The sequence below is a fragment of the Asticcacaulis aquihabitans genome (assembly GCF_032490435.1).
Lineage (GTDB): Bacteria > Pseudomonadota > Alphaproteobacteria > Caulobacterales > Caulobacteraceae > Asticcacaulis.
Map to the genome: position 1 here is coordinate 277,529 of NZ_JAVGWM010000001.1, position 13,239 is coordinate 290,767.

At 58.5% G+C, this 13,239-nt stretch carries 10 protein-coding genes; 6 read left to right on the plus strand and 4 right to left on the minus strand.

What is annotated here, in order from left to right; all coding sequences use genetic code 11:
* Positions 1-58: 58 nt before the first annotated feature.
* Together RCJ00_RS01345 and RCJ00_RS01350 are read right to left on the minus strand one after the other, a co-directional pair.
* Entirely contained in the window at positions 59-2,413 is a 2,355-nt protein-coding gene (locus RCJ00_RS01345; RefSeq protein WP_316219794.1) for a penicillin-binding protein 1A, read from the minus strand.
* Between the two features lie 255 nt (positions 2,414-2,668).
* The gene (locus RCJ00_RS01350) at positions 2,669-3,895 is read right to left on the minus strand and encodes an N-acetylmuramoyl-L-alanine amidase family protein (RefSeq protein WP_316219795.1); all 1,227 of its coding nucleotides are present in this window, start codon (positions 3,893-3,895) and stop codon (positions 2,669-2,671) included.
* Positions 3,896-4,528: 633 nt separating this feature from the next.
* Between RCJ00_RS01350 and RCJ00_RS01355 the strand changes: the two genes are divergently transcribed.
* From RCJ00_RS01355 to RCJ00_RS01365, 3 genes are all read left to right on the plus strand, one after another.
* Complete coding sequence (locus RCJ00_RS01355; protein ID WP_316219796.1) at positions 4,529-7,306, plus strand: Rne/Rng family ribonuclease; 2,778 nt, start codon at positions 4,529-4,531, stop codon at positions 7,304-7,306.
* Between the two features lie 96 nt (positions 7,307-7,402).
* Positions 7,403-8,830: a M48 family metalloprotease gene (locus RCJ00_RS01360; RefSeq protein WP_316219797.1), complete on the plus strand. Its 1,428-nt coding sequence runs from the start codon at positions 7,403-7,405 to the stop codon at positions 8,828-8,830.
* 18 nt (positions 8,831-8,848) lie between these two features.
* Positions 8,849-9,631: a DsbA family protein gene (locus RCJ00_RS01365; RefSeq protein WP_316219798.1), complete on the plus strand. Its 783-nt coding sequence runs from the start codon at positions 8,849-8,851 to the stop codon at positions 9,629-9,631.
* Positions 9,632-9,691: 60 nt separating this feature from the next.
* Here the strand turns inward: RCJ00_RS01365 and RCJ00_RS01370 are convergent, their stop codons facing one another.
* Entirely contained in the window at positions 9,692-10,480 is a 789-nt protein-coding gene (locus RCJ00_RS01370) for a thiazole synthase (RefSeq protein ID WP_316219799.1), read from the minus strand.
* Between the two features lie 97 nt (positions 10,481-10,577).
* Entirely contained in the window at positions 10,578-10,778 is a 201-nt protein-coding gene (gene thiS / locus RCJ00_RS01375; protein ID WP_316219800.1) for a sulfur carrier protein ThiS, read from the minus strand.
* A gap of 104 nt (positions 10,779-10,882) precedes the next feature.
* Between thiS and aroQ the strand changes: the two genes are divergently transcribed.
* From aroQ to accC, 3 genes are read left to right on the plus strand one after another with little or no spacing between them, the layout of a single operon-like run.
* Positions 10,883-11,317, plus strand: a complete 435-nt coding sequence (gene aroQ, locus RCJ00_RS01380) for a type II 3-dehydroquinate dehydratase (RefSeq protein ID WP_316219801.1) — start codon at positions 10,883-10,885, stop codon at positions 11,315-11,317.
* A gap of 40 nt (positions 11,318-11,357) precedes the next feature.
* A complete protein-coding gene (gene accB, locus RCJ00_RS01385) occupies positions 11,358-11,849 on the plus strand; it encodes an acetyl-CoA carboxylase biotin carboxyl carrier protein (RefSeq protein WP_316219802.1) in 492 nt (163 codons plus the stop codon).
* Between the two features lie 5 nt (positions 11,850-11,854).
* Positions 11,855-13,225, plus strand: coding sequence for an acetyl-CoA carboxylase biotin carboxylase subunit (gene accC / locus RCJ00_RS01390; RefSeq protein WP_316219803.1), 1,371 nt, complete (start codon positions 11,855-11,857; stop codon positions 13,223-13,225).
* The last annotated feature ends 14 nt before the right edge of the window (positions 13,226-13,239 follow it).

The following is a 13,239-nucleotide window of genomic DNA, read 5'->3' on the forward strand; positions in this document are numbered from 1 at the left end:
GGCTAAATCCTAAAAAATGAAGGGCGGGTGTAATGCGCCCCGCCCTTTATGACAAGTGTCAATATAATGTACCCGCCTCATCGGCCGGACGCTTCTTTGGCGGCGGCGGTGGCTCTTCAGCGGGAACCACCTTTACTGGCTCCCCGGGAGCGCCCTCGTCCGTCCACGTGTCGAGATAAGGCTTGGGCCCATCCTCCGACGCGGGCGCGGCTTCATATTTTGGTTCCGTGCCCGGCTTGAAAGCTTCCTCGATACCACGCACAGACATATAGACGGCGTCACGCGGTTTTTGGAATTCACGGTTCGGCTTGCCGGCATTGGCTGACTTCATGAAGTCCATCCAGATTGGCAAGGCAGCGACTGCGCCAGTCTCATGATTGCCGAGCGAACTGTTGTCATCGAAGCCAACAAAAACCCCGACCACCAAGTCGGCGGTGAAACCGACAAACCAGGCGCTTCGGTAATCATTGGTGGTGCCGGTCTTGCCGCCCATGGGAATGCCGAGCGACCGCGCCGCCGCACCGGTACCGCGCTGGACGACGCCCTGCAGCATGGAATTGACTTCGTAGGCCGTGATCGGGTCGAGCACCTGATCGCCCTGAAGCGGCAGGCGCGGGCTTTCCAATCCGTCGAAATCGGCTGTACAGGCGGCGGGACAGACGCGTTCGTCGGCTTTGTAGATCACCTTGCCGTTGCGATCCTGTACCTCGTCTATCAGGTGAGGTTTCACCTTGCGGCCACCGTTCACGAATATGGAATAGGCGTTGGTCAGGCGGTACGGGTTCACTTCGCCGGCGCCCAGAACCATCGACATTTCGGACGGCATCTTGTCGAGCACACCGTAATTGACGATGCCCTGGGTTATGTTCTTGATACCGGCCTTCTGGGCCAGTCGTACCGTCATCAGGTTGCGCGACAACTCCAGACCGCGACGAATAGGCTGCATGCCAAGATAGTCATGTTCGTAGTTTTCAGGCGACCATGCCTTGCCGTCGCCGCCCATCATGGTGATCGGCCCGTCGTCGATAATGGACGCGGGTGTGAAGTCTTTGGACAGCGCTACGGCATATACGAACGGTTTGATCGACGAACCGGGCTGACGCAGCGCCTGGGTGGCGCGATTGAATTTGGACAGCGAATAGGAATAGCCGCCCACGAGGGCAATAATGCGTCCTGAGAACGGATCAATGGCGACCAGAGCGCCATTGACCTTCGGTACCTGGCGTAGGTGCCAGCCATTGTCCCGCTTTTCGACGAAAACCAGATCACCCGTCTTTATGCCACGGGTCGCAAATGCCCAAGATACATCCGCACCGATGAGGGAACCGTCGCCGCCTTCGGCCAGTTCGAACTTCACCCCGCCGCTCGATGCCGAGGTGACCATGGCCGGCTTCCAGTCAGGCCGCTCAGCCGGACCGTCATGCTGTAACGCCTGGTCTTGCCAATTGGGATCGTTGCTGTTGACGTGTCCCCAGGCCCCACGCCAGCCGTGACGGCGGTCATAGGTTTCCAGGCCGTCCATCAACGCCTCGCGCGCCATGGTTTGCAGACGCGGATCAAGCGTGGTCTTTACGTAATAGCCTTCTGTGTAGATGGCATCGTTGGGGAACAGCTTGCGGGCGCGCAGCTCGACTTCGCTGACGAAATAGTCGGCATCCTGATATTTGGCGCGGCGCGGCTTGTCCTGAATGACGAGATCGTCCTTCATGGCCGCCAGGCCTTCCTCGCGCGTCACCCAACCGGCCTTGACCATTTCGCCGATGACCCAGTTACGGCGGCCAATGGCTTCGGCCTTGTGCGTAGACGGGCGATAGTTTTCGGGGCCCTTCGGCAGGGCGGCCAGGAAAGCGGTTTCGCTCAGGGTGAGTTCATCCAGCGATTTACCGAAATAGTTGAAGGCAGCAGCGCCGACGCCGTACGACCGATAGCCGAGATAAATATCGTTGAGATAGAGTTCGAGAATCTGTTCTTTCGGCAGCGAGCTTTCCAGCCGCCGCGCCATAATGACTTCCTTGAGCTTCCGGCCGACCGTACGCTCATTGTTCAACAGAAGGTTTTTCGCAACTTGTTGGGTGATCGTGGATCCCCCTTCAAACCGCTTACCCCGCAACAGGTTGAAGACGTTCTTGGCCATGGCGCGCGAAACGCCCGACACATCTACGCCGTTATGGCTGAAGAAGTTGCGGTCTTCAGCGGCCAGGAAGGCCTTGGCGACGCGGTCGGGAATGCGGCTATACGGCACATATATGCGGCGCTCCTGACCGTACTCGCCGATCAGCGTGCCGTCCCAGGCGAAGACGCGGGCGGAGGTTACCGGGTGAAAGTCCGCCAGTTCGGAACCGTCGGGCATGTCGTGGAAAAGCCAGGCAGCATAGATAGCCACCGCGAAGCCCGCTATGGCCACAGCGGTCATCACAGCCACGCCTGCCATGGCAAACCAACGTTCAGAAGACCTTAGCAAAAAACCTCCAACCCACCGGCCGCGAATGCCCCGATCCGCACTTTCCTAACACTTAGCAAAGACGGGCCAATAGGCAAAGCTATTCGGCGAAATTTCGTCCATCCCTGAGCTAAGTGACGAATATCACGCGTGGCGAAGGCGTTGGTATGAAAAAAAGCCCTGACCGAACGATCAGGGCCTTAAATTCATTCAGGTTATTGGGGACTTCTAGTTCAGACCCGCAAACGAAGCATATTGTACGCTATTGGCGAAATACTGATCGATGGCGTTGGCGACCTGGCCCATCATAACGGCACGGTGACGCGAATCAGTCAGCATGGCTTCGTCGCGGGCATTGTTGACAAAGCCCATTTCAAGCAAAACGGCGGGCACGTCGGGCGCCAGCAGGACGAACAGACCCGCCTGACGCAGATTGGTTTTCAGCAAGGGCGTACTGTCGCTGATATTGTCCATGACCAACTGGGCGAAGGTCGCGGAGCGGTTCTTGGTGGCGCGCTGTGTCAGGTCGATCAGAATACGGTTGACCATGGCGTCCGACGACGAACTGTCGGCCAGTGACCAGTCGCCCTTGACAAGGGCCTTTCTGGCGGCGCGTTCGGTACCGGAGTCCGAAAGAGTGTAGATGGACGCGCCGGAGGTCGAACCATTGCCGCCGGCATCAGAATGCAGCGAAATGAACAGGTCGGCATTGGCAGACCGCGCAATACGGACGCGCGCCGGCAGGTCGACAAAGCTGTCGGTGTCACGTGTCATTATAACCGTGTAGCGGCCTGTTTTTTCGAGTTTTTCACGCAAGGCGCGTGCGGCGGCCAGATTGACATCTTTTTCGTAGGTGCTTCCACCCAGCGCGCCGGGATCCTTGCCGCCGTGGCCGGCATCGATAACGATCACCTTTTTGGCACGTGTTTTGACCGTAGCCTGCTGCGTGCGAGGCTGTGCCGCGGTCGCGATGACCGGCACAACGGCGGGCTTGACGAGCGACGTATCGGTATCTTCGGGCACCACGTCGATGACGTAGCGATAAACACTAACGCCGTCGGCGGGGGGCAACAGGAAGCGGCGATAGATTTTTGCGCCCGATTTGAAATTCAGTTTCAGGCGCACGCTGCCGGCGACCGAGTCCATACGCCAGTCCCGAATGAGCCCCTGCCCCGGACCGCTCATGGTTTCATCGAGATCAATATCAGGCAAGGCAATGACCTGCTTTGACAGGTCCGTATCGCCTGTCACCAGCTTGGCGACGACCGATTTTTCCAGTTCGATGACGATACGAGTTTGCACCGCATCGCCCCCCAGGCGCACTTTCACCACGTCGCCTCCGCCAGCATCCGGCGCAGCACTGGCCGGCTGCACCGTCAGCGCGGAAAGCGACATCACGCCTGCGATACCCATGGCTCGGATCAGGTTGGAAAGGACACTAAGGCGTCGGCTCATCAAGTACTCCACGCACCACATTCTGCAGGCTTTTTTGCCGTATTGGCATGTTTGTCCCCTTAACATGCCACGGCCGGGTAGAAATACGATTAAAGGGTACGGTTACTTTTCCTTTACGCAATTTGGTTTCCACGAAGTTAAAATCTGGCGCTTTTCGCCACATTTGCTTGGTGTATTCACGGTTTCGTAATGGCCCGGTAATGGCTTAGAAAGAAAAACGTTGACGTTTTTCGCGTTTTGCGAACATGTGACAACTGGGTATCGCTCTTCAATGAGTCCGGCCAAAGCGCAGACTTTTCGCCGACTGATATGACGAACCCTTGTGATGAAGGCCTCGCGCGCCTATTTCGCTGTCATGCTGATCCGGCGATCCCGTCCAGCCTGGTGGTGCCTTTCGCCCGGGACCCGCATTACGCCTTTATAAAGTTTGCGCGGCTTTACGCGCAAAATCGAGTTTGGAACAATACCATATGGGCTGCGCCTTGAGCCTCAACCGGTTTTCAGCGAAGACAGATGTCACCATCGTCTTTGCCGCCGCGCGCCCCCTTACCCCCTATCAGCGCCACGCCTTTGGAACAGCCCGGCTTTTGCCCCGGCTGACGCCTGCGTTTGAGCGCTCCGGAGATACCCTTAATGTCAAAGACAATGTTAATCGACTCGACGCACACGGAAGAGACCCGTGTCGTCGTGCTCAACGGCCAGGAAAACGGTAAAGCCCGCGTCGAAGAATTTGATTTCGAAAGCCATGCGCGTAAGCAGCTTCGCGGCAATATCTATCTGGCTAAGGTTACACGCGTAGAGCCAAGCCTGCAGGCCGCATTCGTTGAATACGGCGGCAATCGTCATGGCTTTCTCGCGTTTAACGAAATTCATCCGGACTATTATCAAATTCCGGTCGCTGACCGTGAAAAGCTGATGGCGGAGCTGGCCGCCCAGGCTCAGGCCAATACGAATGGCAATGGCCACCATTCCGACGAAGACGGCGACGATGCCGAAGATGACGATCATGGCCATGATGATGATCTGCCCGACGAAGAGCGTCGCCTGCGTCAGCACCTGATCCGCCGCTACAAGATCCAGGAAGTCATTAAGCGCCGCCAGATTCTGTTGGTCCAGGTCGTCAAGGAAGAGCGCGGCAACAAAGGCGCGGCGCTGACCACCTATATGTCGCTGGCCGGCCGGTATTGCGTGCTCATGCCGAACACGGCACGTGGGGGTGGCATTTCGCGCAAGATTACCAATGCGGCTGACCGCAAGCGCCTCAAGACACTCGTAACCACGCTTGATGTGCCGCACGGCATGGGCCTGATCGTGCGTACGGCTGGCGCCAAGCGGACGAAGCTTGAGATCAAGCGCGACTATGATTATCTGCTGCGCGTATGGGAAACCATCCGCGAAACCACGCTGCGGTCTAACGCCCCTGCTCTGATCTACGAGGAAGAGGATCTGGTCAAACGGGCCATCCGCGACTTGTTCGACAAGGATTTTGCCGGCGTGCTGGTCGAAGGCGAGGAAGGCTACAAGTCTGCCCGCGACTTCATGCGCATGATCATGCCGTCGCAGGCCAAGAAAATACAGCTTTACAAGGCCAATATCCCCCTCTTCGCCCGTTATGGCGTCGAAGAGCTGATATCGAAAATCTATTCTCCGGTCGTGCCGCTGAAATCCGGCGGGTATCTGGTTATCAACCAGACCGAGGCGTTGGTCGCCATAGATGTCAACTCCGGCAAATCGACCAAAGAGCGAAACATCGAAGCGACCGCGCTCAAAACCAATATGGAAGCGGCCGAGGAATCGGCCCGCCAGATGCGTCTGCGCGATTTGGCCGGTCTGGTCGTCATCGACTTCATCGACATGGACGAAGCGAAAAATAACCGCTCCGTCGAAAAGAAGCTGAAAGACGCCTTGTCAGAGGATCGCGCCCGTATCCAGATGGGCAAGATTTCCAGCTTCGGCCTGATGGAAATCAGCCGCCAACGCCGCCGCACCGGTTTCCTGGAAGGCACTACGGTCGTCTGCCCGCACTGCGAAGGCCAGGGCCGCATCCGCTCTGTCGATTCCGCGGCCCTGTCGGCCATGCGCGTCATCGATATGGAAGCCATGCAAAACGGCGCCGGCGCCATCACCGTCAAGGTGCCGATGGATATCGCCCTGTATATTCTCAACGAAAAGCAGGAGCATCTGGCCAAGCTGCGCGCTGAGTGGGGCCTTAAGGTCAATATCGAAATCGATACGGATCTCGGCCATACCGAAGTACAGATCGTGCGCACGATCCACGCGGATGAGGTTGACTTCGTTCCGCCCGTGCGTCCTGAACCGATTGCCTTCGATATCAGCGATGACGTGGCCGAAGAAGAGGAAGAAGACGACGAGGAGGTCGCGATCGAACGTGAAGACACGGACGATGACGAAGCCTCAGAACGTCTCGAAACGCGTGTCGAAGGCCGCGACGACCGTCGCGGCAAGCGTCGGCGCCGGCGTCGGGGCGGCCGGGAACGGCCTGAAGCCGAAGATCGTGCCGCGGCGCCTGTCGGCGAAAGCGATGAAGACGGCGAAGAAGATATGGATGGCGAGGTCGGCGAAGATGGCCGTCGCGGCCGTCGCCGCCGGGGTCGCAGGGGCGGTCGTCGCGCCGGTTTCGATAGCCGTCCGCGTGAGACATACAGCTGGGTACGGGCGCGTACGCCCTCGCTCGAAGCCCCCTACGTTTGGATCGATCCGTTCGAAGAGCAGCAAAGGCGGGATCATCCGCGTTCCGACGTGGCCCCCCAGCCTCTGGTCGCCGCGGCAGCGGCTGACATTTCCGTCGCTCAGGCCGTGACCTCCGCGCTCGGGGCCGAAAGTACCTCGCCGTCGTCTATCGTGCCCGAGGCACTGCGTGGTCAACCGGCGCCCAAGCGTCAACGTCCGCCCCGCCGTCGTGGCAAGGGGGGCATCGATGTCGCCGATCCTGTGGCAGTAAATGCATCAGAAGCGGTCGTAACTGCGCCCATGCCGACATCAACCGACGTCGATGCCGGTGTGGCTCCCGAACTGACGCCGCAAAGCGGGGCCGCAATTGCCGTCCAGGCGCCGGTGGAAGTCACCGCAGGCGTGGCCGAAATGGCCAAGCCGGTGCGTAAAACACGTTCGCGCAAGAAGGTTGTCGATGAGGTTACCGAAGCAACATCGGCGGACATGGCTCCGGTAGTGATTGCGGACGTCCCTGCGCCAGTCGTGGCAAAGCCTAAAGCCGCACGTGGCCGCAAGACGGTAACGCCAGTGGCAGAGGCATTGGTGGAAGATGTCATCACCATCGCGCCGCCCGAGCCGGAACCGCTGCCGGCCGCAGCGCCTGAACCTGCCCAGCCTGATCCCAATGAGATCAGCGCACCACCGGAAAAACCCAAGCGGGGTTGGTGGCGCCGCTAAGCACGAAAATGAATGAGGCGGGCATTGACAGTATCAGTGCCCGCCTTAGATTTGTCACGCTTGCCGCCTAGGAATTGCGACAGGTGGAGATCTAGAATGCAGGCTTTCCCGGTCATCCTTACACGTATACGGCACCTCGTTTCGAGGCGCGCCTTAGGCGCTGTCCTCTGCCTGACTCTGTCCGCAGGTCTATCACTGGCGGCGGCACCCGCTAACGCGCAATCGCAAAGCGTCATCCGCGACACGGAAATCGAAACCTTCCTGAAAACCGAAACCCGCCCTGTGCTGGCGGCGGCCGGCCTTGATCCTGACCGTGTTCATTACTTGCTAATTGCAAGTGATGATTTGAACGCTTTTGCAACAACGGGTTTGCGCATCGGCATCAATACTGGGACGATCACCGAAGCAGACAATCCCAACGAATTGTTCGGTGTCATAGCGCACGAAACTGGCCACCTGAGCGGTGGTCACATGATGCGCACTGACGAGATCGAACGCGCGGCGCGCGCGCCGATGGCGATCTCGCTGGGGCTTGGCATCATTGCCGCCTTGGCCGGAGCCCCCGATGCCGGCGCGAACCTGATGGTCAGTTCCGGCACCTTTGGCACGCTTGGGGCGCTACGTTACATGCAGACCGAAGAGTCAGCCGCCGATGTCGCCGGCGTAAAGGCCATGGAAAAGGCAGGCATGTCCGCGAAGGGGCTGGTCGACTTCTTCTACAAATTCCGCAATGTGGAAACCTTCAGCAACGCTGAACGCTATCAATTCTTTATCACGCACCCACTGTCGCGCGAACGTATTCAGGCGACGACGCGGCTGGCCCAGTCGCAGCCGCACTACAATACGCCCGATAGCCCGCAAACCATTGCCCAGTTCAATATCGTCAAGGCAAAGCTGGCCGGCTTTCTGGATGACCCGATCAAGACGTTTCAGCTATATCCCGAAAGCGATACGTCGTTTCCGGCTCGATATGCCCGCGTGATCGCCACCTATAAGCGCGGGCAGTGGGACCCGGCGCTGACCATGCTCGATGGTCTCATTAAGGAGCAACCCGACAACCCCTATCTTTGGGAGTTGAAGGGGCAAATCTATTTTGAGACCGGCCGGGCGCCGCTGGCCAAGCCTGCGCACGAAAAATCTGTGTCTCTCATGCCCACCGCGCCGTTGCTGCAACTTAATCTCGGTCAAACCCTGATCGCCATTGGTGACAAGGAGAGCCTCAATGCCGCTGTTGCGCATTTGCAGGAATCGATCAAGTACGAGGATGACGACAGCTTCGCGTGGGAGCAATTGGCGCAGGCCTATGACGGTCTGGGCCAGCCCGGCTTGGCCCGGCTATCCACCGCCGAAGCGCAATTCTACAATGGCGACTACATGGCGGCACGCACCTCGGCTGTATGGTCGCAAAAATACTTCGATGCGACCTCCCCTGAATACCGCCGCGCCCGCGATATCGTTATGGCGACCTCTTCGGAAATGGGGATTTCTCCCGTCGAAGCGGAAACCAAGCGCCGCCGCCGCTAACTTTCTCAAGGCTTGTAAGTGACCGACACACCCCAAAACGATACGCCCACATCCTCTAAGCGCCCCATCTGGAAAGATATCTTTTCGCAAGCCAATCTGACGACGGGACTGGCCGTTTTCGCCGTGGTGCTAGCTGGCGCCCCCTATGTCGTGCCTAAGGTGCAGAGCTATATCGTTGAAAAAGGCATGCTCAACCGCCCCGCCATGCTCATGACCGCGAGCCAGGCCTATGCCGCGCAGAAGCAAGCCGCCGATGCCAAGGCCATGGCGGTCAGCATCAAAAGCCGTCACGACTCTTTATTCGCGGACAAAACGGACCCGATTTTGGGCAATCCCAATGCGCCGATCAAGATTGTAGAATTTCTTGACTACTATTGCGGCTATTGCCGTGCCGCTACGCCAGAATTGAAAGTCTTCCTCGCTCAAAATCCCGACGTAGCGATCATCGTCAAGGAATATCCAGTCATCGGTCAAAACTCGCGGCCGCTGGCGGCGCGCGCGCTCGCCGCCGCCAAGCTCGGTCACTACGAAGCTGTCCATTACGCGTTCATGACCGAAACCATTAAGACGGAAGCCGACCTTGACGCCGCGCTGGTCAAATCCGGTGTCGATCCCAAGGAAATTCTCGCCCTGGCCGCGTCAGACGAGATTCAGAACCATATCACGCGCGTTTTGTCCCTGGGCAGCGATATCGGTGTAACCGGTACGCCCACCTTCGTTATCGGTGATCAGGCCATTGACGGCGCCAAAATTGACGACCTAAAAAAGGCGGTTGCTGACGCCCGTGCCGCCAAGAAATAGCCAAGCAGGAAATAGCCAGGACGACTGCGGCCGACGTAAGGCTCTGCGCTAACCGGTGTTTTAGATCAAACCGGCCAATGGTGACGACGGATTCGCGTAGAGTTTGCGCGGCATCCGTCCGGCCAGATAGGCTTCGCGTCCGGCAATGACGGCGTGTTTCATGGCGCGCGCCATGCGGATGGGGTCCTTGGCCTCGGCGATGGCCGTATTCATCAATACGGCGTCACAGCCCAGTTCCATAGCTTCTGCCGCTTCCGATGCCGTGCCGACGCCCGCATCGACCAAAACCGGCACCTTGGCATTTTCGATGATGATGCGTAGCGTTACGGGGTTTTGGATACCGAGGCCGGAGCCGATGGGTGCGGCCAAGGGCATGATGGCGGCCGCGCCGGCCTCTTCGAGCTTGCGGGCATAGACGGGATCGTCGCTGCAATAGACCATGACGTCAAAGCCATCCTTAACCAGTAGCTTCAGCGACCGCAACGTCTCTTCCATGTCGGGATAAAGCGTCTTGGGGTCGGACAGGACTTCCAGCTTGACCAGGTTCCAGCCGCCGGCCTCGCGCGCCAGGCGCAGCGTACGCACGGCGTCCTCGCCGGTAAAACATCCCGCCGTATTGGGCAGATAGGTGAATTCGTCCTGTTTGACGTAGTCCATCAACATTGGCTGGTTCGGATCGGTCAGGTTGACGCGGCGGACGGCCACGGTCACGATTTCGGCCCCCGACGCCCGGGCGGCAGCCGCATTCTGGGCGTAGTCCTTGTATTTTCCGGTACCGACGATCAGGCGCGAGCTGAAGGTACGGCCGGCGACGGTCCAGGTTTCATTCAATGGGGATTGGTCGTCCATGGCACAAAGCACTTTCCGAAACGTGTGACGCACTTTTTCGAATTAAAAGTGCGTGAAATAAAAAATACAGAGCGGTTTTCCGGATGGAAACTTGGTCTTAGCCGCCGCCCACGAAATGAACGATTTCCAGCCGGTCACCATTGGCTATCTGCGTCGCCAGATAGGTCGAGCGCGGCACGATTTCGAGATTCTTTTCTACCGCAATTTTGCGGCCGTCGAGTCCGATTTCCTCGATGAGCGCGGTCAGATTGGAGGCCACAACCTCCCTTTCCTCGCCATTCAACAGTATTTTGACCATTTTTACGCCGTTTTTGCCTTGTGGGCATGTTGCGATGCACGTGCGGGCTTGTGGCCCTGTTCACGACACGTTACAAGTGCCGCTTCGATTTCGAAGCAGGTTTCATGAAACCCATATATGTCCTCAATGGTCCAAACCTCAACCTTCTTGGGGTGCGTGAGCCGGAAATTTATGGGTACGACACCCTTGCCGACATCGAATCACGTTGCAAAGGGTTGCTCGAGGACACGGGGCATGGCCTCGTCTTCCGTCAAAGCAATCATGAAGGCACGCTCGTTGACTGGATTCAGGAGGCGCGTACCGAAGCGGCCGCCCTGATCATCAATCCGGCGGCCTACACCCACACCAGCGTGGCGCTCTATGACGCCCTGAAGGCGCTTAGCATTCCCATCATCGAATGCCACCTGTCAAATCCGCATGCCCGTGAACCTTTCCGCCATCACTCATATGTGTCGCTGGCGGCTAAGGGGGTTATTGCAGGATTTGGTTCCATTGGTTATGAACTGGCCATTCGCGCCGTTTTGGCCCTCGTAAAATAGTAGAGTCTTTGTTTTAAAAGACTTTGTGCAAGGTTTAATCATGACGACAGCTAAACCCACCGTAGATCCCATCGATCCGAAACTCGTGCGCAAGCTCGCCGACATCCTCAAGGAAACAGAGCTGACCGAGATCGAGGTCGAACAAGGCGATCTGAAAATTCGTGTGGCGCGTCAACTGACCGCGGCGGCCAATGTCACCTATGCGCCGGCGTCTTATGCAGCGCCCGCCCCTGCCCCCGTTGCGGCGCCGGCTGCGGCCGCACCGGTCGAAGCCGCACCGGCTCCGGCAGCTGTTGCCGCCGACGCCATCAAGTCGCCCATGGTCGGTACGGTATATCTGGCCGCCCAACCAGGCTCCCCGCCGTTCATCAAGGTCGGTGACCGCGTCAAGCAGGGGCAAACCCTGTTGATCGTTGAGGCGATGAAGACCATGAACCCAATCCCCAGCCCGCGTGAAGGGGTGGTGGCGCAGATTCTGGTCACCGATTCCCAGCCGGTTGAATTTGGCGAACCGCTCGTCGTCTTCGAGTAAGGCACATGGTCAAGACATTCGAAAAAATTCTGATCGCCAATCGCGGCGAGATTGCGCTTCGCGTCATTCGTGCCGCCAAGGAAATGGGCATTGCCACCGTAGCCGTCCACTCCGAAGCTGACCGCAACGCCATGCACGTCCATCTGGCTGATGAGAGCGTCTGCATCGGGCCGCCAGCAGCCGGCAAGTCATACCTGAACATTCCGTCGATCATTGCCGCCGCCGAAATTACCGGCGCCCAGGCCATTCACCCGGGATATGGCTTCCTGTCGGAAAATGCCCGTTTCGCCGAAATCGTCGGTGCGCACGGTATGACCTTTATCGGTCCAAAGCCCGAGCATATCCGCATGATGGGTGACAAGATTACCGCCAAGCAGGCAGCCAGGGACTCCGGTATTCCGGTCGTGCCCGGTTCCGATGGCGGCGTCGCTACGGTCGAAGACGCGGTCCTGGCCGCTGAAAAGATCGGCTTCCCCCTGATCATCAAGGCGGCAGCGGGCGGCGGCGGACGCGGCATGAAGGTCGCGCTCGATCGAGACGCCCTCACCGAGGCCGTTTTGTCGGCCCAGACCGAAGCCGCGGCCGCGTTCGGCGACGGCACGGTCTATATGGAGCGTTACCTTCAGAAGCCGCGCCATATCGAGATTCAGGTCATTGCCGACAGCCATGGCAATGTGGTTCATCTCGGCGAACGCGACTGTTCGCTCCAGCGTCGCCACCAGAAGGTGCTGGAAGAGGCGCCCTCGCCCGCCATCGATAAGGCGGCGCGCGAAAAAATCGGCAAGATTGTTGTCGATGCGATCAAGAAGATTGGCTACCTCGGCGTCGGTACGATCGAATTCCTGTACGAAGACGGTGAGTTCTTCTTCATCGAAATGAACACGCGTCTTCAGGTCGAACACCCGGTAACCGAATATGTCACCGGCATCGACCTGGTTCGCGAACAGATCCGCATCGCCGAAGGGTATCCGCTCAGCTTCACCCAGGCTGATATCGACCTCCAAGGGCATGCCATCGAGGTACGGATCAATGCCGAAAACGCCCGCACATTCGTGCCGTCGCCCGGTACCGTAACCGATTTCCACGCCCCGGGCGGCCTGGGTGTGCGCATGGATTCGGCCGTTTATAACGGTTACACCATTCCCCCCTATTACGACTCGATGATCGGCAAGTTGATCGTCCATGGCCGTGATCGTCCGGAAGCTTTGGCGCGCCTGAAGCGCGCCTTAGGGGAAACCGTAGTCACAGGCATCGATACCACCATCCCGCTCTTCCTCGACTTGCTACAGGAAAAGGATATCCAGACGGGAGATTACAACATCCACTGGCTGGAAAACTGGATCAAGGCGCAGGAAGCTGCTCAGGCTCAGGCCTGATCGTCATGCCGCTA

Bases quoted from the DNA above. Each gene is read 5' to 3' on its own strand.
- RCJ00_RS01345 (WP_316219794.1), bottom strand. From the start codon at position 2,413: ATGACCGCTGTGGCCATAGCGGGCTTCGCGGTGGCTATCTATGCTGCC.
- RCJ00_RS01350 (WP_316219795.1), bottom strand. From the start codon at position 3,895: ATGAGCCGACGCCTTAGTGTCCTTTCCAACCTGATCCGAGCCATGGGT.
- RCJ00_RS01355 (WP_316219796.1), top strand. From the start codon at position 4,529: ATGTCAAAGACAATGTTAATCGACTCGACGCACACGGAAGAGACCCGT.
- RCJ00_RS01360 (WP_316219797.1), top strand. From the start codon at position 7,403: ATGCAGGCTTTCCCGGTCATCCTTACACGTATACGGCACCTCGTTTCG.
- RCJ00_RS01370 (WP_316219799.1), bottom strand. From the start codon at position 10,480: ATGGACGACCAATCCCCATTGAATGAAACCTGGACCGTCGCCGGCCGT.
- thiS (WP_316219800.1), bottom strand. From the start codon at position 10,778: ATGGTCAAAATACTGTTGAATGGCGAGGAAAGGGAGGTTGTGGCCTCC.
- aroQ (WP_316219801.1), top strand. From the start codon at position 10,883: ATGAAACCCATATATGTCCTCAATGGTCCAAACCTCAACCTTCTTGGG.
- accB (WP_316219802.1), top strand. From the start codon at position 11,358: ATGACGACAGCTAAACCCACCGTAGATCCCATCGATCCGAAACTCGTG.
- accC (WP_316219803.1), top strand. From the start codon at position 11,855: ATGGTCAAGACATTCGAAAAAATTCTGATCGCCAATCGCGGCGAGATT.